The sequence below is a fragment of the Pseudomonas sp. NPDC087614 genome (assembly GCF_044743485.1).
In the GTDB taxonomy this organism is placed as follows: Bacteria; Pseudomonadota; Gammaproteobacteria; order Pseudomonadales; family Pseudomonadaceae; genus Aquipseudomonas; species Aquipseudomonas baetica_A.
This window is the reverse complement of the sequence record NZ_JBIUWN010000052.1, coordinates 1-19,968: the sequence shown is the minus strand read 5'-3', so window position 1 is coordinate 19,968 and position 19,968 is coordinate 1. Positions and strand designations below refer to the sequence as shown.

Annotated in this window: 22 protein-coding genes; 15 read left to right on the top strand and 7 right to left on the bottom strand. The window is 60.1% G+C overall.

Features of this window, described 5'->3' with window-relative positions; all coding sequences use genetic code 11:
- Positions 1-3: 3 nt before the first annotated feature.
- From ACIOWA_RS18845 to ACIOWA_RS18830, 4 genes are all read right to left on the bottom strand, one after another.
- Entirely contained in the window at positions 4-762 is a 759-nt protein-coding gene (locus tag ACIOWA_RS18845; protein ID WP_339430631.1) for a collagen-like protein, read from the bottom strand.
- A complete protein-coding gene (locus ACIOWA_RS18840; RefSeq protein ID WP_401161298.1) occupies positions 755-1,033 on the bottom strand; it encodes a DUF1145 domain-containing protein in 279 nt (92 codons plus the stop codon). The genes ACIOWA_RS18845 and ACIOWA_RS18840 overlap by 8 nt, the downstream gene beginning before the upstream one ends.
- Before the next feature lie 163 nt (positions 1,034-1,196).
- Complete coding sequence (locus tag ACIOWA_RS18835) at positions 1,197-1,919, bottom strand: OmpA family protein (RefSeq protein WP_339430629.1); 723 nt, start codon at positions 1,917-1,919, stop codon at positions 1,197-1,199.
- An 89-nt stretch (positions 1,920-2,008) separates the two neighbouring features.
- Positions 2,009-2,704, bottom strand: coding sequence for an OmpA family protein (locus ACIOWA_RS18830; protein WP_221731448.1), 696 nt, complete (start codon positions 2,702-2,704; stop codon positions 2,009-2,011).
- Between the two features lie 199 nt (positions 2,705-2,903).
- Between ACIOWA_RS18830 and ACIOWA_RS18825 the strand changes: the two genes are divergently transcribed.
- From ACIOWA_RS18825 to ACIOWA_RS18810, 4 genes are read left to right on the top strand one after another with little or no spacing between them, the layout of a single operon-like run.
- Positions 2,904-3,401 (top strand): DUF6231 family protein, encoded by a 498-nt coding sequence (locus ACIOWA_RS18825; RefSeq protein WP_401161296.1) that lies wholly within the window; start codon positions 2,904-2,906, stop codon positions 3,399-3,401.
- A 4-nt stretch (positions 3,402-3,405) separates the two neighbouring features.
- Positions 3,406-3,882, top strand: coding sequence for a YchJ family protein (locus ACIOWA_RS18820; protein WP_401161294.1), 477 nt, complete (start codon positions 3,406-3,408; stop codon positions 3,880-3,882).
- 42 nt (positions 3,883-3,924) lie between these two features.
- Complete coding sequence (locus tag ACIOWA_RS18815; RefSeq protein WP_401161292.1) at positions 3,925-4,419, top strand: LEA type 2 family protein; 495 nt, start codon at positions 3,925-3,927, stop codon at positions 4,417-4,419.
- Positions 4,416-4,619, top strand: coding sequence for an SEC-C metal-binding domain-containing protein (locus ACIOWA_RS18810; protein ID WP_401161290.1), 204 nt, complete (start codon positions 4,416-4,418; stop codon positions 4,617-4,619). The genes ACIOWA_RS18815 and ACIOWA_RS18810 overlap by 4 nt, the downstream gene beginning before the upstream one ends.
- Positions 4,620-4,758: 139 nt before the next feature.
- Here ACIOWA_RS18810 and ACIOWA_RS18805 read toward each other — a convergent pair whose 3' ends face one another.
- Positions 4,759-5,316, bottom strand: a complete 558-nt coding sequence (locus tag ACIOWA_RS18805) for a cysteine hydrolase family protein (RefSeq protein WP_401161330.1) — start codon at positions 5,314-5,316, stop codon at positions 4,759-4,761.
- Positions 5,317-5,528: 212 nt separating this feature from the next.
- Here ACIOWA_RS18805 and ACIOWA_RS18800 point away from each other — a divergent pair, with 212 nt between their 5' ends.
- From ACIOWA_RS18800 to pdeM, 10 genes are all read left to right on the top strand, one after another.
- A complete protein-coding gene (locus ACIOWA_RS18800; RefSeq protein WP_401161288.1) occupies positions 5,529-7,979 on the top strand; it encodes a penicillin acylase family protein in 2,451 nt (816 codons plus the stop codon).
- 183 nt (positions 7,980-8,162) lie between these two features.
- A complete protein-coding gene (locus tag ACIOWA_RS18795) occupies positions 8,163-9,197 on the top strand; it encodes a ligase-associated DNA damage response exonuclease (protein WP_401161285.1) in 1,035 nt (344 codons plus the stop codon).
- Positions 9,194-10,882, top strand: coding sequence for an ATP-dependent DNA ligase (locus ACIOWA_RS18790; protein ID WP_401161283.1), 1,689 nt, complete (start codon positions 9,194-9,196; stop codon positions 10,880-10,882). The genes ACIOWA_RS18795 and ACIOWA_RS18790 overlap by 4 nt, the downstream gene beginning before the upstream one ends.
- A gap of 229 nt (positions 10,883-11,111) precedes the next feature.
- Positions 11,112-11,894: a transporter substrate-binding domain-containing protein gene (locus ACIOWA_RS18785; protein ID WP_221731456.1), complete on the top strand. Its 783-nt coding sequence runs from the start codon at positions 11,112-11,114 to the stop codon at positions 11,892-11,894.
- Between the two features lie 57 nt (positions 11,895-11,951).
- Positions 11,952-12,680: an ABC transporter permease gene (locus tag ACIOWA_RS18780; RefSeq protein ID WP_339430622.1), complete on the top strand. Its 729-nt coding sequence runs from the start codon at positions 11,952-11,954 to the stop codon at positions 12,678-12,680.
- A complete protein-coding gene (locus tag ACIOWA_RS18775; protein ID WP_221731458.1) occupies positions 12,677-13,387 on the top strand; it encodes an ABC transporter permease in 711 nt (236 codons plus the stop codon). The genes ACIOWA_RS18780 and ACIOWA_RS18775 overlap by 4 nt, the downstream gene beginning before the upstream one ends.
- A 12-nt stretch (positions 13,388-13,399) precedes the next feature.
- Positions 13,400-14,518, top strand: coding sequence for a succinylglutamate desuccinylase/aspartoacylase family protein (locus tag ACIOWA_RS18770; RefSeq protein ID WP_339493712.1), 1,119 nt, complete (start codon positions 13,400-13,402; stop codon positions 14,516-14,518).
- Positions 14,519-14,531: 13 nt separating this feature from the next.
- Positions 14,532-15,296, top strand: coding sequence for an ATP-binding cassette domain-containing protein (locus tag ACIOWA_RS18765; protein ID WP_339430620.1), 765 nt, complete (start codon positions 14,532-14,534; stop codon positions 15,294-15,296).
- Between the two features lie 192 nt (positions 15,297-15,488).
- A complete protein-coding gene (locus tag ACIOWA_RS18760) occupies positions 15,489-17,975 on the top strand; it encodes a ligase-associated DNA damage response DEXH box helicase (protein WP_401161279.1) in 2,487 nt (828 codons plus the stop codon).
- Positions 17,975-18,631: a ligase-associated DNA damage response endonuclease PdeM gene (gene pdeM, locus ACIOWA_RS18755; RefSeq protein ID WP_401161276.1), complete on the top strand. Its 657-nt coding sequence runs from the start codon at positions 17,975-17,977 to the stop codon at positions 18,629-18,631. The genes ACIOWA_RS18760 and pdeM overlap by 1 nt, the downstream gene beginning before the upstream one ends.
- A 40-nt stretch (positions 18,632-18,671) precedes the next feature.
- Here pdeM and ACIOWA_RS18750 read toward each other — a convergent pair whose 3' ends face one another.
- Together ACIOWA_RS18750 and dcd are read right to left on the bottom strand one after the other, a co-directional pair.
- On the bottom strand, positions 18,672-18,881 hold the full coding sequence (locus ACIOWA_RS18750; protein ID WP_339430617.1) for a hypothetical protein: 210 nt from the start codon (positions 18,879-18,881) through the stop codon (positions 18,672-18,674).
- A gap of 106 nt (positions 18,882-18,987) precedes the next feature.
- Positions 18,988-19,554: a dCTP deaminase gene (gene dcd, locus ACIOWA_RS18745; protein ID WP_085724551.1), complete on the bottom strand. Its 567-nt coding sequence runs from the start codon at positions 19,552-19,554 to the stop codon at positions 18,988-18,990.
- A 353-nt stretch (positions 19,555-19,907) separates the two neighbouring features.
- Between dcd and ACIOWA_RS18740 the strand changes: the two genes are divergently transcribed.
- The coding region (locus ACIOWA_RS18740) for a cold-shock protein (protein WP_005739132.1) at positions 19,908-19,968 on the top strand (61 nt) is incomplete at its 3' end.

Sequence of the window (19,968 nt, the reverse complement as noted above, 5' to 3'; positions counted from 1 at the left end):
TCTTTAGAGGCGCTGAACAGTCACCGAGCCAGCGGCCCCAACCGGTCCAGCCTGGCCATCCGCCCCGGCCTTGCCACTCTTGCCGCCATCGGCGCGATACACCAGACAGCCCTTGGACTTGCCACCCTTGCCGGCCTTGCCGCCAACGCCCGCTGGCCCACCGGCACCGCCTGCAACGTTGATCTTGATCTGTTCGGCCGGGAATTCACGCGGCACTTGCAGACGCACCAACCCACCCGGTGCGCCCGGCTGACCGTCGCTGCCATCGCTACCGTCGGCACCGTGTCCGGCCTGACCCCAGGTGCAGCCCGGATCTTCACCGTTGCCACCGTCAAGACCGACAAAACCTGGCGTCCCGCGGCCGCCACGAGCGTCGACCACCAGTTGCGGCGCATCCAGTGCCTTGAATTGCAGATTCAGATTGCGCCCCGCACGCGCAGCTTTTTCGTAAGTTCCCGGCGCACCGCGCGCAGTAATCTGGCTGCCATCACTCAGTTCGGCTCGAACGACTTTCATGTCCAAAGCCTGTTCACCCGGGACGATAGCGATACGCGCATCATGACCGAGGCGCAATTCACCCACGCTGAGCTCAGTCACATTCGGTGGAATCAGCAACGTGCCGTAATCGGCCACTTCCAGCTTGTCCAACTGCAAGGTGTTGGCAGTGTTGGGCAGACGCATCAGGGAGTTGGCTTCGACGCTGACCACTTGGGCACAGGCCAAAGGGCTGATGAATGCAGCGAGCAGGCAGAGTTTACGCATGGGAAGAAGCCTCCGGAGCGGCCGGGGCCGGGATGGTTTGCAGGTGGAAGATGCCGAACAGCAGGATGCGGCCACGGTCATGCCAAGGGTGCGGGCGCCCTTTGAGGCTGCGGTTGCACAGCACTTCAAGCACATGGATCAGCAACAGCAGACCGCCGGCCAGATTGACCAGCAGGTGCAACGGATGTACGAACGGCATGAGCTGATTGACCAGCACCACGCAGCAGAACAGCAGGGTCAATAACCGCCCCAGCCCCCAAAACACTTTCATACGCTCCCCTGTATTGCGAATTATTCTTTGCACGCACAGTAACGGCTTCTACGGGGGATAAGCCAGAGGGTTAAATGAAAAAAACTCGCTTGGCCGCCAAATCGCTGCCGGGTCGACGAAGATCGTCGCCCGACAGCTCTAGCTGGCGCACTTCAGCGCCATCCTAACGATTGATGTGCAACTCCACTCGACGGTTTTTCGCGCGGCCCTCGTCGGTGGCGTTATCGGCCACCGGCTCGCTCTCGCCGCGCCCCTCACTGGTGAGTTTGTTCGGGGCCAGGCCCTGACTCAGCAAGTACGCCGCCACACTGCTGGCGCGTCGTTCCGACAATGCCTGGTTGTAGGCATCCGAACCTTTGCTGTCGGTATGACCGATCACCTTGATGCTCACCACATCAGCATTGCGCAGTTTATCCATCAGCGTATCAAGCTGGGATTTGGCCGCCGGGGTCAGGTCGGACTTGTCGAAATCGAACAGTACATCGCCGGCATCGCTCAGGGTGATGACTTCAGTCTGAGGCGCAGGCTCCGGTACTTTTTCAGTCACCGGATATTGCGGCAGTGGGCAACCCCGGTGATCGACCGGCGTATTGGCCGGTGTATCAGGGCAACGGTCGCGGCGATCGAACACGCCATCGCCGTCTTCATCGCCATCCTGGGCATAACAGATCAATCCGCCGGTCAGGATCCCCAGCGCTGCGCCGCCACCGGCCCAGCCACCACTTTCGATGGCGCCTAGACCTCCACCGACCAGCCCGCCAATAAGGCTGCAGATCGGCCAGGTACGTTGATTGAGGGGGGCAGTGCCATCGCTGTGAGTAGCGCAACCGGTAAGCAAGCTGCCCAGCAGCAGTACCGGCAAGACGGACCTTGAGAAAACAGTCATTTTGAAAGCTCCTGTGTCACCGGCCCATACCGGTTACACAGGAGTAAAGACCCGCATCCGCGACTGCACAAGCCGAGGATGCGAGAGGTCTAGCGGACGATTTTGATTTCGGTACGGCGGTTTTGCGCACGGCCGTCAGCGGTTTTGTTGTCGGCGACAGGTTGCATCTCACCCATACCGGACACCGAAACGAAGCTGGCACGCGGCACACCTTGCTGGATCAGGTATTCCACCACCGAGTGCGCACGACGGTCAGACAACTTCTGGTTGTAGGCATCGCTGCCCACGCTGTCGGTGTGACCGGTCACAGTCAGTTGCGCTGTAGAGGATTCCTGCTTCAGACGTGTGGCGACCTTGTCGAGCACTTGTTTATCAGAGCCCGTGAGCGTGGCTTTGTCGAACTGGAAGTGGACATCGCGAATGACGATGGTTTCTTCCTTGACCACTACAGCTTCTTCGACCATAGGCATCGGTGCAGGTGGAGGGCAGCCGTCAGCATCGACCTGTACGCCTTTAGGCGTGCCCGGGCACTTGTCGCGACTGTCCGGCACACCATCGCCGTCCTCATCGCCATCACCATGAACCCAGCAATAGGCCGCCGCCATGCCTCCGACGATCAGTGCACCACCACCTGCCCACGAGGAGCTCTCGGTGGCACCAAGACCGGCACCGACGACGCCACCGACCGCCGCACAGGTCGGCCAGTCGGTTTTCTGCAAACCTGCACAACCAGTCAACACACTGGTTAACAGAATCAAGGGTAACGCTGTCCGAACTATGCTCATCTGGTTTTCTCCTGAGGGATCGGCTTAGAACCGATTCAGGGAGTAAAGACCGGAGTTTTAATCTCCGCCAGCAATAGGCCATGGCTGTTTGCGACCGAGTTCACAGGACTTTGGCGCATTGGCCGCAAACCGGCGGCACACCACGCTTTGCCGCCGCCGTCAGGCAGGCTAGTCTTGGCGGTCTGATTGAGGAGCCTCGATGAACGTCGCCATTTCTTCCCGCACGCCGCAACAGGCGTTGGCCGCTTTGCTGGATCGCTACGCCCCGGCGCGCTTGCTGCTGATCGGCGCCAGCGAGTTTCCGGCGCTGGCCGCTTTCAAACAAGCGCACCCGGACTGCTGCGTCGCCCACGCCGAACCCGGCACCTTGCCTGCCGAACTGGCGGCACAGCGCTTCGACCTGGCACTGGTGGTCGATTGCCTGGAACATTTGCCCAAGCGTGACGGCCTGAATCTTCTGGGCGGGATTCGCAACCTCAACGCCAGCCGCATCGCGGTAATGGCGGATCTGTCGGCCAGTGGCTGGCAGGAGACTGATTTTTACTCACTGGCACTGCAAGCCAGTGAGCGCTTTCAGCGTGACGATCAAGTGTTGACCCTGTTCACCTACGACCTGCTTGACTACAAACAAGTCCCCGACTGGCTGAATTCACGGTTCTGGGCCAATCCGGAAAACTTCGGGAAATACTGGTGGTAATGCAATGAGTACAGCTATTTGCCCTTGCGGCAGCGGCAATCTGCTGGATGCCTGCTGCGGTCACTATCACGCCGGCCTCCCGGCGCCGAGCGCCGAAGCCTTGATGCGCTCGCGTTACAGCGCCTATGTGCTGGGGCTGATCGACTATCTGGTGGCGACCACCCTGCCCGCCCAGCAATCGGGCCTTGATCGTCAGTCGATCAGCGCCTGGAGCGCACAAAGCACCTGGCTGGGCCTCGACGTCGAAAACTCGGAAGTCTTCGGCGGCCAGCCGGAACATGCCTTCGTCACCTTCACCGCACGCTGGCATGACAGCCAGGGCGAACACAGTCACCGCGAGCGCTCCTCGTTTGTACAGAACGCCGGGCGCTGGTACTTCATCGACCCGACTGTGCAATTGAAGCTGGGCCGTAATGACAGTTGCCCATGCGCCAGCGGACAGAAGTTTAAAAAGTGCTGCGCGGGGTATTTCGGCGTGTAAATCCGCCGGCGACTAGACTGAGGCGAAAGGGAGTTTTACGCGATGCTCAGTCAACGGCGCACATTTCAGGCTTTATCTCTGATGCTGATCCTGAACCTGGGCGGTTGCGCCTCGTGGTTCAGGGATGTCAGCGTCGACCCCGCCGTGCATCTGGTCAAAGTCGAAGTGGTGCGCGCCAGGTTACTTGAGCAGAAATTCATCCTGCACTTTCGCATCGACAACCCCAACAGCAGTGACTTGACCGTGCGCGGCCTGGAATACCGCATCCATTTGGCTGACATGCTGCTGACCGAGGGTGCGTATGAACGCTGGATCACTGTCGGGGCCAAACGCAGCGCTTTCTACAAAGTGCCGATTCGCACCAACCTGTGGCCTCAGGTCAAAGAGGTGGTGAAAATGCTGAAAAGGCCGAACCAGCAGATTCCTTACCGACTGCAGGGCGACATGGAAACCGGTTTATTCATCGCCCACTACGTGCACCTTGAGCGCAATGGCGTGATAATCCCCGCCGATTTAATTCCGGAGCAACACCGATGACTCAGCAACCTCATGTCCATGGCCCTGACTGCAACCACGATCATGGCCATCACCACGATCACGACCATGGCCATGTCCACGGCCCGAACTGCGGCCACGCCCACCAGGAACCGGTGCGCAACGCCCTGAAAGACGTCGGCCGCAACGACCCTTGCCCATGCGGCAACGGCAAGAAATTCAAGAAGTGCCACGGCGCCTGATGCCTCGGGCGCAGATCTTCTTTGCCTGAAAGTCGCCATCGCGAGCAGGCTCACGCCTACAGGTTAATCAACGTCAGTCGCCATTTTTGTTTGCATCGCGATCCTTGTGGGAGCGGGCTTGCCAGCTCCCACAGGTTTCTCAGGCGATAGCCAGAATCCGGCCTGAACTGACCACCGTCGCATACTCCCCATCCAGATTCCCCAGCGACATCGCGTGTACCTCCTGGGCTGAACGCGCCGTACCGAAATAATCGGCCTGGTCGAAGGTGAAACACGCATCCTCCGCGACCCACGCCTCGAACCCCAGATTGCCCGCCGTGCGCGTGGTGGATTCCACCGAGTTGTTGGTCGCCACGCCAACGATGATCACCTGTGCGATCCGCGCTTCACGCAACCGCGCCTCCAGCCCCGTGCCACAAAATGCATCCGGGACCTGTTTCTGAATCAGCCACTCGCCGTCCTGCGGCATAAACCTTGCCTGAAACTCCACTCCGGACTGCTCGGGCCAGAACACTGATTCCGGCGAGCGCGACAAGTGCTGCACATGAATCACCGGTCGCCCACTGCTACGCCAAATGCCCAGCAAATCAAGGATTCGCGCTTCAGCGTCAGGATTATTGCGCCGCCCCAAGCGCGGATGCAGGATGCCTTTTTGCTGGTCGATGATGATCAGTGCGGCGTTGGCCTGAAGCTCCATGGCGATTTCTCTCACGCGGTTCATTGAATAATGTGCACTTGAGCATCCCCCCCTTCCTCAAAGCAAGCGATCGAACGCACACGGGACGACCTGATGCCGGGGTTTACCGTCCGCCATAAATCTGGAAATAACCCCCGCCCCCGCTTGCGCGGCATCCTCCTGCTCACTAACGTAGCGCCTTTACTGACGCTACCCCCCGCAGGAGCTTTGCCATGGCCTCGCCAGCCCTTACACATTTTCTTCCCCGGTTCGGCGTTGCCGCAGCAGTGGCCAGTGTTTTGGGCCTGTCCGGTTGCCAGGCCTGGAACGCTCAGGACAGCCTCCCACCCACCTCCGGCGTGCAACCGCTCAAGGGGCTGGCGCAGAACGTTTCGGTGCGGCGCAATGCCATGGGCATGCCGTTGATCGAAAGCAACAGCTTCCATGACGCGCTGTTCAGCCTCGGCTACGTGCATGCCAGCGATCGCATCAACCAAATGGTCACGCTGCGTCTGTTGGCTCAGGGCCGTCTGGCGGAAATGTCTGGCGCCTCGATGCTGGATGCCGACCGCTACATGCGCGCCGTCAACCTGAAGAAAAGTGCCGGCGAGTTGTATAAAGCCTCGTCGCCACGGCTCAAGCGTTTCTTCGAAGTCTATGCCCGGGGCGTCAACGCCTACCTGTTCCGCTACGCCGACAAATTGCCGGGGGATCTCGCCTCCAGCGGTTACAAGCCTGAATACTGGAAACCGGAAGATTCGGCGCTGATTTTTGCACTGCTGAACTTCAGCCAGTCGGCCAATCTGCCGCAAGAGATCTCGTCGCTGGTCCTGGCGCAAACCATGACCACCGACAAACTTGCCTGGCTGACCCCCTCCGCACCAGACGAGAACCTGCCGCTGGCTGAAGCCGACAAGCTCAAAGGGCTCAAGCTCAACGGGCAAATACCGGGCCTGAACGAACTGAGTAACACCAGCCAGCAGCTATCGGCACTGAACCTGCTCGGCGCCACCTCTTCGAACAACTGGGCAATGGCCCCGCAACGCAGCCGCAGCGGCAAAAGCCTGCTGGCCAGCGACAGCCACGGTCCGCTGGCCGCGCCGTCGTTGTGGACCTTTGTACAGATCCGCGCGCCGAAATATCAGGCCGCCGGCGTCACCGTCGCCGGTTTGCCGATGGTCCTCGGGGGCTTCAACGGCAAAGTGGCGTGGAGCCTGAGCAGCGTGCTCGGCGACAACCAGGACCTGTTTCTGGAAAAGATCCGCCGCCAGGGCAGCAGCCTGACCTACGAGGTCAACGGCAAATGGCAGCCGCTGGGCGTGCGCAACGAAACCTACTTCGTCAAAGGCCAGCGGCCGATTCGCGAAGCAGTGTACGAAACCCGTCACGGTGCCCTGCTCAATAGCGCTCAGGCGGCGGCACAAGGCAACGGTTTTGGCCTGGCCTTGCAGACGCCGAGTTTTACCGACGACAAATCCCTGGACGCGTTTTTTGACCTGAGCCGTGCGCAGAATGTTGAGCGCGCCTCGGACGCGAGCCGGGAAATCCGCGCGATCGCCCTGAATCTGGTGTTCGCCGACGCCAGTAACATCGGCTGGCAAGTCACCGGGCGTTTCCCCAACCGTCGTGAAGGCGAAGGCCTGCTGCCATCGCCGGGCTGGGAAGGCCGTTACGATTGGGACGGCTACGCCGACCCCATGCTACATCCCTACGATCAGGATCCGGCACAGGGCTGGCTCGGCACCGCCAACCAGCGTGTCATCCCCCACGGTTACGGCATGCAGTTGTCCAACTCCTGGGCCGCGCCGGAGCGTGGCGAACGCTTGGCCGAACTGGCCGGCAGCGGCAAACACGACAGTCGCAGCGTGATTGCCATGCAATACGACCAGACCACCACGTTCGCCGCCAAGCTGAAAAAGGTATTCGAAGCACCGGGCATGAAACAATCGCTGAAACAGGCCATCGACGCTTTGCCGCCGATTGAACGCGGCAAGGCCCGCGAAGCCTTTAGCCGGTTGATGGCGTTCGACGGCAAGCTCAGCCCGACGTCCGCCGACGCGGCGATCTACGAACTGTTCCTGCAAGAAAGCATGAAACAGATCTTCCTCGACGAACTCGGCCCCGAGTCCAGCCCGGCGTGGAAAGCGTTTATTGCCAATGGCAACTTATCCTACACAGCCCAGGCTGATCATCTGCTGGGACGCGAGGACAGTCCGTTCTGGGATGACATTCGCACGGCGCAGAAAGAGGATAAAGCGCTGATTCTCGCCCGCAGCCTGGCCGCAGCGATTACCGCCGGCGACAGTCTGTTGGGTGGCGATCACAAGGCTTGGCAGTGGGGCAAACTGCACAGCTACGCGTGGAAGAATGCCGATGGCCAGACCGTTCGTGGGCCGCTGGCGGCGGGCGGCGATCACACGACGTTGAACACGGCGGCGTTTAACTGGGGGCAGGACTTCAACACGACCCATGCGCCGTCGATGCGGTTTATCGTCGACTTCGGCCAGACCGAACCGCTGATGGGGCAAAACGGTACGGGCCAGTCGGGCAATCCGGTCAGCCCGAATTACCTCAACGGGATTGATGCATGGCTCAAGGGCCAGTACATCGGTTTGCCGATGCAACCGCAGAACTTTGAGCGGGTTTACGGCAAGACGCGCTTGACCCTTACGCCGGGTAAATAAAACGCCGTCCCTCTGTGGCGGGCTTGCTCGCGAAAGCGCTGTGTCATTACGAAATATCTCGACTGACACGACACCCTCGCGAACAAGCCCACATTGGCTTTGTCCCCACGCACTGAAAAATCCATAGAACTTCTGAGCACGCCCAAACCTCATAGCTAACAAGCCCTCCATTCTGGTAACGACATGGATCTTGTTATCGCCCGCCCTGAAGGTTTGTACTGCCCCGCCGGGGATTTTTACATCGACCCGTGGCGGCCGGTCGAACGCTCGGTGATCACCCATGCCCATGGCGATCACGCCCGCACCGGCAACCAGCATTACCTGGCCAGCAGCGCCAGCGAAGGCATCCTGCGCGCCCGCCTCGGCCAGGACATCCACTTGCAAACCCTGGCTTACGGTCAGCGCCTGACTCATCACGGCGTCACATTGAGCTTTCATCCGGCTGGCCACGTACTCGGCTCGGCTCAGATACGTCTGGAATACGGCGGCGAAGTCTGGGTCGCGTCGGGCGATTACAAGATCGAGCCGGACGGCACCTGCCAGCCATTCGAACCGGTGCGCTGCCACACGTTCATCACCGAATCGACCTTCGGCCTGCCGATCTACCGCTGGCAGCCGCAGGCACAGGTGTTCAGCGAGATCAATCAATGGTGGTCGGCCAACATCGCCGCCGGCAAAGCCAGCGTGTTGTTTTGTTACTCATTCGGCAAAGCCCAACGGATTCTCCATGGCATCGATGAAACACTCGGCCCGATCCTCAGCCACGGCGCTGTGGAGCCGCTGAACCGGGTTTACCGCGACGCTGGCGTGTACCTGCCGCCGACGATCTATGCCGGCGACCTGAAAAAGAACGACCCGATCATGCGCCAGGCCTTGGTCATTGCTCCGCCCTCGGTTGGAGGCAGCAGTTGGATGCGGCGTTTCGGTGAATTCAGCGACGGTTTCGCCAGCGGCTGGATGCGCCTGCGCGGCCCCCGCCGACGGCGCGGGGTCGATCGCGGTTTCGTGCTGTCCGATCACGCCGATTGGCCCGGCCTGCTCTGGGCGATCAATCAGACCGGCGCCGAACGGGTGATGGTCACCCACGGCTCGATAGGCGTCCTGGTGCGCCATCTGCGTGAACAAGGTCTGGATGCTCAAGGCTTCAACACCGAATACGGCGATGACGAAGACGAAAACATCACCGTCGAACCGACCATTGCCGAGACGTCTGCATGAAAGCCTTCGCCGAGTTGTACGCCGAGCTCGACGCGACCACGTCGAGCAACGCCAAACTGGCGGCAATGCAAGCCTACTTCGCCCAGGCAGCACCGCAAGATGCGGCGTGGGCGGTGTACTTCCTCTGCGGCGGACGCCCTCGGCAACTGGTCCCGGTGCGCATCCTGCGTGAACGTGCGGTCGGGGTGTCCGGCCTGGAACCCTGGCTGTTCGAGGAAAGCTATCAATCGGTAGGCGATCTGGCGGAAACCATTTCGCTGGTGCTTCCGGAAAATCCGCACAGCTCCGATGCCGGCCTCGCGCAATGGATCGAGGACAAATTGCTGCCGCTGCGCGGTGAAACCCCGGATTACCTGTCCAAGCAACTGCCGGCGCTGTGGGCGCAACTGGATCGACCGAGCCTGATGTTGTGCATCAAGTTGATCACCGGCAGTTTGCGCGTCGGCGTGTCGAAACTATTGGTGACACGGGCGTTGGCCTCAATGGCCGGCTTGGACAGCAAGCGCATAGCGCAACGCCTGGTCGGTTACACCGATCAGTCCAACCGACCGAACGCCGCCAGCTATCTGAAATTGATCGCGCCAGAATCTGCCGATGAACATGCCCAGCGCGGCGGTCAGCCGTACCCGTTTTTCCTTGCTCATGCTTTGTCGCAACCGGTTGAAGCGTTTGAAGGGCTGATCGGGCCTGCCAGTCATTGGCAAGTGGAATGGAAGTGGGACGGCATTCGTGCGCAAGTGATCAAGCGTGACAGCCGCTTGTGGGTCTGGTCGCGGGGCGAAGAGTTGGTGACTGAGCGCTTCCCCGAACTTGATGCGCTGGTACACGGCCTGCCCGATGGCACGGTGATCGATGGCGAAATCGTGGTGTGGAAAAGCACCCACCCGAGCACTGAAGACGCCTTCGATCCGCAATCGCCAGAGCCGCCAGCGGTGCAACCGTTCGCCCTGCTGCAACAGCGGATCGGCCGCAAAAACCTTGACCGGAAAATTCTCCAGGAGGTGCCGGTGGTGGTGCTTGCCTACGACCTGCTTGAATGGCAGGGCGAAGACTGGCGCAACCAGCCGCAAGCCAAGCGCCGCGCCCAATTGGAAGAGGTCATTGCGCGCTGCAACAGCCCGGTGTTGCTCGCCTCGCCGGTGCTGACCGGCACCGATTGGTCTGACCTCGCCCGCCAGCGCGAAGCCTCCCGCCGATTAGGTGTCGAGGGCATGATGCTCAAGGCACGCGACGGCTTGTATGGCATCGGCCGCACCAAGGACATGGGCGTTTGGTGGAAATGGAAGGTCGATCCGTTCAGTGTCGATGCGGTGTTGATCTACGCACAGCGCGGTCACGGGCGGCGCGCCAGCCTCTACAGCGATTACACCTTTGCCGTGTGGGACGGGCCGCCGGAGTCGAGTCAACGTACATTGGTACCGTTCGCCAAGGCCTATTCCGGGCTGACCGACGCAGAGATGCGCGAAGTCGACAGCATCGTACGCAAGACCACCGTGGAAAAGTTCGGCCCGGTCAGCAGCGTCAAGCCGAGCCTGGTATTTGAACTGGGTTTCGAAGGGATCGCCCTGTCGCGACGGCATAAAAGCGGGATTGCGGTGCGGTTCCCAAGGATGCTGCGCTGGCGCCAGGACAAAACCGTAGAAGAAGCGGACAGTCTGGCAACACTGCAAGATCTGCTGGCCTGACTGGATCAGTACCACGCCGCGCGTCGACGCCATTTGAACTGATTTGGTGCAAGGTATTTACGATGCCCGTTTCTGTGCACCAATCACTCTCTCCTCTCCCTTCCCCAACCTTTTAAAACACTTGTTCGGGACTGTGGTTCGGAAATTGCTACTTTTAATAGGTCGTACGCGTTCCAGTAACAATAATTCTGCGCCACAAGCGCTCATATTGGTTCTTAGGGATTGAATAATGAAAAAAGCATTGCTGACCCTTTCTGCACTGGCGTTGTGCATGGCCGCCGGCTCCGCGCTGGCCAAGGAATACAAAGAGTTGCGCTTTGGCGTTGACCCTTCGTACGCACCGTTTGAGTCGAAAGCGGCCGACGGCAGCCTGGTGGGCTTCGACATCGACCTGGGCAACGCGATCTGCGCCGAACTGAAGGTCAAGTGCAAGTGGGTCGAAAGTGACTTCGACGGCATGATTCCGGGCCTCAAGGCCAATAAATTCGACGGTGTGATCTCGTCGATGACCGTGACCCCGGCCCGTGAAAAAGTCATCGACTTCTCCAGCGAACTGTTCTCCGGTCCAACCGCTTATGTGTTCAAGAAAGGTTCTGGCGTGACAGCGGACGTGGCGTCCCTGAAGGGCAAAACCGTGGGCTACGAGCAAGGCACCATTCAGGAAGCCTATGCCAAAGCCGTTCTGGACAAGGCAGGCGTGAAAACCCAGGCCTATCAAAACCAGGATCAGGTGTATTCCGACCTGACGTCCGGCCGTCTCGACGCTGGCATCCAGGACATGCTGCAAGCCGAACTGGGCTTTTTGAAGTCGCCACAGGGCGCCGATTATGACGTCAGCAAGCCAGTGGACAGCGAATTGCTGCCAGCCAAAACTGCTGTCGGTATTAAGAAAGGTAACACTGCGCTGAAGGCACTTTTGGATAAAGGTATCAAAGCGTTACACGATGATGGCACCTACGCCACCATCCAGAAGAAACACTTTGGCGATCTGAATCTGTACAGCGGCAAATAACACCCCGGCGCCCATCACTCGATGGGCGCCTTTTCCACCCGCTCAGGTTGCTGATTTATGTTTGAAACCCTCTTACAAAATCTGGGGCTCTCTGCCTTCAGCCTCAAGGGCTTCGGTCCTTTGCTGATGGAAGGCACCTGGATGACCATCAAATTATCGGCGATGTCGCTGCTGGTGGCCGTGCTGCTCGGTCTGATCGGCGCCAGTGCCAAGCTGTCAAAAGTCAAACTGGTGCGCCTGCCCGCCCAGCTCTACACCACGCTCATTCGCGGGGTGCCCGACCTGGTGCTGATGCTGCTGATTTTCTACAGCCTGCAAACCTGGTTGACCCTGCTCACCGACTACCTGGAATGGGATTACATCGAGATTGACCCGTTCAGCGCCGGGGTCCTGACCCTGGGCTTCATTTATGGCGCGTATTTCACTGAGACCTTCCGTGGCGCAATCCTCGCGGTGCCACGCGGCCAGGTTGAAGCGGCCACCGCCTATGGCCTCAAACGCGGCCAGCGTTTTCGCCTGGTGGTGTTCCCGCAGATGATGCGCTTCGCCCTGCCCGGCATCGGCAACAACTGGATGGTGATGCTCAAGGCCACCGCGCTGGTGTCGATCATCGGCTTGGCCGATTTGGTCAAAGCCGCGCAGGACGCCGGCAAAAGCACCTATCAACTGTTCTACTTTCTGGTACTCGCCGCGTTGATCTATCTGCTGATCACCAGCGCCTCGAACATCATCCTGCGCAGGCTCGAACGCCGTTATGCCGCCGGCTCCCGGGAGGCCGTACGATGATCGAACTTCTACAGCAATACTGGAAACCCTTCCTTTATACCGACGGCAACAACATCACCGGGCTGGCGATGACGATGTGGCTGCTCAGCGCCTCGATCTTCATCGGATTCTTCGCATCCATTCCGCTGTCGATCGCTCGGGTCTCCACGCACTTCTACATCCGCTGGCCCGTGCAGTTCTACACCTACCTGTTCCGGGGTACGCCGCTGTATATCCAGTTGCTGATTTGCTACACCGGCATCTACAGCCTGGCCGCCGTGCGCGCGCAGCCGATTCTCGACAGCTTCTTTCGCGATGCGATGAACTGCACCATTCTGGCCTTTGCCCTGAACACTTGCGCCTACACCACGGAGATTTTCGCCGGGGCGATTCGCAGCATGAACCACGGCGAAGTCGAAGCGGCCAAAGCTTACGGGCTGACAGGGTGGAAGCTGTATGCCTACGTGATCATGCCCTCGGCGCTACGCCGCTCGTTGCCTTATTACAGCAACGAAGTGATCCTGATGCTGCACTCGACCACCGTGGCCTTCACCGCGACCGTCCCTGACATTTTGAAAGTGGCCCGGGACGCCAACTCGGCGACCTTCCTGACGTTTCAGTCGTTCGGCATCGCCGCGCTGATCTACCTGACCATTACTTTCGCACTGGTCGGCCTGTTCCGCCTCGCCGAACGCCGATGGCTGGCCTTCCTCGGGCCGACCCACTAGGACTTAGCTCAAATGCGCCACCAGATACATGACTTGCTGGCCCCGCTGCCGGGGACCGCACGACAGATTCACAGTTTTCACTTCGGCCCGGAGCAGGCCAAAGGCAAGGTCTACATCCAGTCTTCGCTGCACGCCGACGAACTGCCTGGGATGCTCGTGGCCTGGCACCTCAAGCAGCGCCTGAAGGAGCTCGAAGCCGCCGGGCGCCTGCGCAGCGAAATCGTGCTGGTGCCGGTGGCCAACCCGGTTGGCCTCGAACAAGTGCTGATGGACGTGCCGCTGGGCCGCTACGAGCTGGAGAGCGGGCAGAACTTCAACCGCTGGTTCGTCGACCTGAGCGAAGAAATCGGCAACGACATCGAGGCCAGACTGAGCGACGACCCGCAGCGCAACCTCGAGCTGATCCGCGCCAGCCTGCGCAGCGCCCTCGCCCGCCAGACCGCCAGTACGCAACTGCAATCCCAACGCCTGATCCTGCAACGGCTGGCTTGCGATGCGGACATGGTGCTCGACCTGCATTGCGACTTCGAATCGGTGGTTCACCTCTACACCACGCCCGAAGCGTGGCCGCAGGTCGAGCCTCTGGCGCGTTACATCGAATCCCAGGCCAGTCTGTTGGCCACCGATTCCGGCGGTCAGTCGTTCGATGAATGCTTCACCCTGCTCTGGTGGCAACTCAAAGAACGTTTCGGCGAACACTTCGAGATTCCGCTGGGCAGTTTCTCGGTGACCGTGGAGTTGCGCGGCCAGGGCGATGTCAATCACCCGATGGCCAGCCGCGACTGCCAGGCGCTGCTCGATTATCTGGTGCAGTTCGATGCAATCGTTGGCGAAACCAAGCCGCAGCCGCCACTGCCGTTCCCCGCCACGCCGCTGGCCGGGGTGGAACCGGTGATCACGCCAGTCGGCGGCCTGTTGGTGTATTGCGCCACTGCGGGGCAATACCTGGAGGCTGGTCAGCAGATCGCCGAAATCATTGACCCGATCAACGACCGGGTCACGCCCATTCATTGCACCATTGCCGGTTTGATGTACGCCCGCTCATTGCGGCGCATGGCCACGGCCGGCATGGTGATCGCCCACGTCGCGGGCGCTGAAGCCTATCGCAGCGGCTACCTACTTTCGCCTTGAGGATGTCTGTCCCATGTACAAACTGACCGTTGAAAACCTGCACAAAAGCTATGGCGACCATCAGGTGCTCAAAGGCGTTTCGCTCAAGGCCAGGACTGGCGACGTGATCAGCCTGATCGGCGCCAGCGGCTCGGGCAAAAGTACCTTTTTGCGCTGTATCAATTTTCTCGAACAACCCAATCAAGTCGCGATGAGTCTCGACGACCAAGCGATTGCCATGGTCACCGACCACCATGGCGTGCATGTGGCTGATGCCAATGAACTGCAACGCCTGCGCACGCGCCTGGCGATGGTGTTCCAGCATTTCAACCTGTGGAGCCACATGACCGTGCTGGAAAACATCACTATGGCCCCGCGCCGGGTGCTGGGCTGCAGCAAACAGGAAGCCGAAGACCGTGCCCGACGTTATCTGGACAAGGTCGGCCTGCCAGCGCGGGTGGCGGATCAGTACCCGGCGTTTCTGTCGGGCGGCCAGCAACAGCGTGTGGCGATTGCCCGCGCGCTGGCGATGGAGCCGGAAGTCATGCTGTTCGATGAACCGACCTCGGCGCTGGATCCGGAACTGGTGGGCGAGGTACTGAAGGTGATTCAGGGGCTGGCTGAAGAAGGCCGGACCATGATCATGGTGACCCACGAAATGAGCTTCGCCCGCAAAGTATCCAGTCAGGTCCTGTTTTTGCACCAAGGACTGGTCGAAGAGGAAGGCGCGCCTGAGGACGTGCTGGGCAATCCGAAAAGCGAGCGCCTCCAACAATTCCTCAGCGGCAACCTCAAATAATTTGCACACATAAAACCTGCGGGAGCGAGCCTGCTCGCGAAAGCGATCTGTCAGCCAACGATGATGTTGAATGTGGCGACGTCTTCGCGAGCAGGCTCGCCCCCACAAGGGTATTGAGCTACTGACGAAATTAAACTTGTTAGCGGGCACCGCGGTCACTGGAATAACCCCTCCAGAATGCGCGCAGCCCGCATGGCGAAATCCCCCGACCTCGCAAAAACCTGGTTCAGCGCCCGACACTGGAAGCCCTTCGCGTTCCAGAAACAGGTGTGGGCCGCTGTCAAAAACGGCGAATCCGGTTTGCTCCATGCCAGCACCGGCGCCGGTAAAACCTATGCCGTGTGGTTTGCGGCACTCAATCGTTTCGCCAGATCCGCGCCAACCGTCGAAACATCGCGCAAACGCAAACCGCTGGCCGAACCGCTGACCGTGCTGTGGATCACGCCAATGCGCGCCCTCGCCGCCGACACTGCGCGCGCCCTGCAAATGCCTGTCGATGATTTACACATTCCCTGGAGCATCGGCCTGCGCACAGGCGACACCGCCAGCAGCGAACGGGCCCGTCAGAGTCGACGCCTGCCCACCACGCTGATCACCACACCTGAGAGCCTGACGCTGATGCTCGCCCGCGCTGACGCACAAACTGCGCTCTCAACCCTGCGTATGCTGGTTGTCGACGAATGGCACGAACTACTCGGTAACAAACGCGGCGTGCAATTGCAATTGGCCCTCGCCCGCCTGCGCCACTGGCAAGCCGACCTGATCGTCTGGGGCGTCTCCGCTACGCTGGGTAATCAATCCCACGCCGAACAGGTGCTGATCCCACAGGGCGGTGGCGTGAGTATTCAGGGCCAGAGCGAAAAATCCCTGACAGTCGACACCCTCCTCCCCCCGACCATCGAACGTTTTCCATGGGTCGGGCATCTCGGTCTGAAGATGCTGCCGCAAGTGGTCGCCGAACTCGACGCCTGCGCCAGCAGCCTGGTGTTCACCAACACCCGGGCGCAGTCGGAAATCTGGTATCAGGCGTTGCTTGAGGCGCGCCCGGACTGGGCCGGGTTGATCGCTTTGCACCATAGTTCGCTGTCCCGCGACACCCGCGACTGGGTTGAGCAGGCGCTCAAGGACGGGCAACTCAAAGCCGTGGTGTGTACCTCAAGCCTGGATCTGGGCGTGGACTTCCTGCCGGTAGAGCGCGTGCTGCAAATCGGCTCAGCCAAGGGCGTGGCACGTCTGATGCAGCGCGCCGGGCGATCTGGCCACGCACCGGGGCGCACTTCACGAGTAACGCTGGTGCCGACGCACAGCCTTGAACTGATCGAGGCCGCCGCCGCTCGCGATGCCGTGGAGCAAAGACAAATTGAACCGCGATGGTCGCCGCATCAACCGCTGGATGTGCTGGTGCAGCATGTGGTCAGCATGGCACTGGGGGGCGGATTTATACCCGAAGCGTTGTACGAAGAAGTCCGTGGCGCTTGGGCTTATCGCGACCTCACACCCGTCGATTGGGCATGGGCGCTGGCTTTCGTACGCCATGGCGGCATGTCTCTGACGGCTTATCCGGATTACCGCCGGGTCGAACCGGATGAGCATGGTGTCTGGCGCGTGCCCGATGCGCGACTGGCGCGGCGGCACCGCATGAGCATCGGCACCATCGTCAGCGACGCGAGCATGCAGTTGAAGTTCTGGAGCAAGGGCGGCGCAGGCAAGCCATTGGGCAGCGTCGAAGAAGGCTTCATTGCCCGCCTTAAACCGGGTGATGGTTTTCTGTTCGCCGCACGTTTGCTGGAACTGGTGCGCGTGGAAAACATGACCGCTTACGTCAAACGCAGCGCCGCTAAAAAAGCCGCCGTACCACGCTGGAACGGCGGACGCATGCCGCTTTCCAGTGAACTGGCGCAAGCGGTGGTGACGCGCTTGAGCGCCGCCGCGCAAGGTGAGTTTGCCGGTCCGGAAATGCAGGCACTGCGCCCCCTGCTGGAAACGCAGGCGCGCGCCTCTGGCTTGCCCACGACCCGCCACCTGCTGACCGAAGCGCTGAAATCCCGTGAAGGCTGGCACCTGTTTCTCTACCCGTTCGCCGGAAGACAAGTGCATCTGGGGCTTGCAAGCCTGCTGGCCTGGCGCGTCAGTGAGCGTCAGCCGCTGACATTCTCGATTGCCGTCAATGACTACGGGCTGGAATTGCTCAGCGCCACGCCGGTTGATTGGGCAGAACACCTGAACGAGGCGTTATTCACTTGCGATCATCTGTTAGCCGACGTTCTGGCCAGTCTCAACGCCGGAGAACTGGCCTTGCGGCGCTTTCGGGAAATCGCCCGGATCGCCGGACTGGTGTTCGCCGGTTTTCCAGGCGCACCGAAAAGTACCCGCCAGGTGCAAGCCTCCAGCGGATTATTCTTCGAAGTGTTCAAACAATATGACCGTGACAATCTGCTGCTGGCGCAAGCCGGGGAAGAAGTCCTGCGTGAAGAACTGGATATTCGCAGGCTGGAACAGACGCTGGAGCGCCTCCAAGGAATGAAACTGGACATGCACCGGATCAAACGCCCTACGCCCCTGGGGTTTCCCCTCTTGGTGGAACGTATGCGCGAGCGCATGAGTTCGGAAAAACTCGCTGACCGTATCAGACGGATGGTCGGCGACCTGGAGCAATCTGCCGACACGGGCAAACGCTGATGAGTACGCTCTACCCTGTGCATCTGGCCGGTGAAGAACTCTGGCTATTGCCGGAAAAAGCCCTGTATTGGCCGGCACAACAGGCGCTGCTCATCGCCGATGTCCATTTTGGCAAGGCTGGCGCCTATCGCAGCCTCGGGCAGCCCGTTCCGCAAGGCACGACGGCGAGCAATATCGCGATGCTCGATCGACTGCTGAGCCAGCATCCCTGTCGGCAACTCATTTTTCTGGGTGATTTCCTTCATGGTCCGGGCTCTCATTCGCCCAGCACATTGAACGCGCTGGCGCAATGGCGAGCTCGCCACGCGGATCTGCCGATGACGCTGATCCGTGGCAATCACGACAAACGTGCGGGCGATCCACCAGCGGCGCTTAACATCAGAGTGGTTGCAGAACCGATGCTGCTCGGGCCATTTGCCTTGCAGCATGAACCGATTCCTCATCCCGAAAGACATGTGCTGGCCGGTCATGTGCACCCGGTTTATCGGCTGCATGGCAAGGGCCGGCAGAGTTTGCGTTTGGCGTGTTTCAGCGTGGGCGAACGCGTCAGCTTGATGCCGGCGTTCGGCGCGTTCACCGGTGGTTATGCGATCAAACGAGATGACAACTGCAGGATATTTGTCATCGGTGATAACGAAGTATGGCCCGTCAGTTGAAGCCTTCGAGGACTTCAAATGACGGGCCATCGCATCTGAGTTAGGCAACTGGCGCCGGTGGCGGCTCGTCGGGACGCGTCGGCTCACCCGGCTCGGTCGGTTGTTCGTTGGGGGTATCAGGATCGGGCTGACCGGGAATTCCCCCCGCCATGCTCAGGGTCGGGTGTGCCAACAAGGACCAGGCTAAAACGCCAACCTGATTGGGCTCAAGCCTTGCCAGTTCGGCAGTGATATGCGGATCGATCTTCATGGAACACTCCTCAGCGAAGGCCCGTTTTGCCAGAAACAAAAACGGGCAGTACACCCCATAGAGTGTCTGCCCGCCAAAGAATTCCCGACATCCGCCGGATGGACGATCAGGTACGCGGCAGAGTGACGCCACGCTGGCCCTGATACTTGCCGCCGCGATCCTTATAGGACACTTCACATTCCTCGTCGGACTCAAGGAACAGCATCTGCGCCACGCCTTCGTTGGCGTAGATTTTCGCCGGCAGGTTAGTGGTGTTGGAAAACTCCAGCGTCACGTGGCCCTCCCACTCCGGCTCAAGCGGCGTGACGTTGACGATGATGCCGCAGCGCGCGTAGGTGCTTTTACCCAGGCAGATGGTCAATACGTTGCGCGGAATGCGGAAGTATTCGACCGTGCTGGCCAGCGCGAAGGAGTTCGGTGGAATGATGCAGACATCGCTGTGGATATCGACAAAGCTGCCAGCGTCGAAGTTTTTCGGGTCGACGATGGCCGAATTGATGTTGGTGAACACCTTGAAGTGGCTGGTGCAACGCACATCGTAGCCGTAGCTCGACACACCGTAGGAGATCACCCGGCTGTCGTCGCTGCCGCGCATCTGGCGCTCGACGAACGGTTCGATCATGCCGTGTTCCTGCGCCATGCGGCGAATCCACTTGTCCGATTTGATGCTCATGGCGGGTGTCCTGAATAGCGAGGTGGAAAAATTCTGTCCGGCATCTTACCGGGCGCGCCGCCGGGTTCAAAGTGCGCGCTGCAATTCTCGCCGAACACGCTGAAAATACGGGTTCTGGCGACGAACTGTCGCACCGCTGATCCTTAAAACAGAGAAACCTTCGCAAGAAGCATTGGCACGTTCGGGAAAAAGGGTTAAGGTGGCGCCACTGTGCTGCTTGTGTCACTGAGAATCTCTACACGATATGTTGAATTTCGATCCAACCATCTACAAGAATTTTTCCTGCTCTTTGCACTCAGTCTCGGCCAGGGTTCTTCCTGCGTCGCAGTTATCTTTGTTCAAGGAGTTACACCATGTCTAATCGCCAAACCGGAACCGTTAAGTGGTTCAACGATGAAAAAGGCTTCGGCTTCA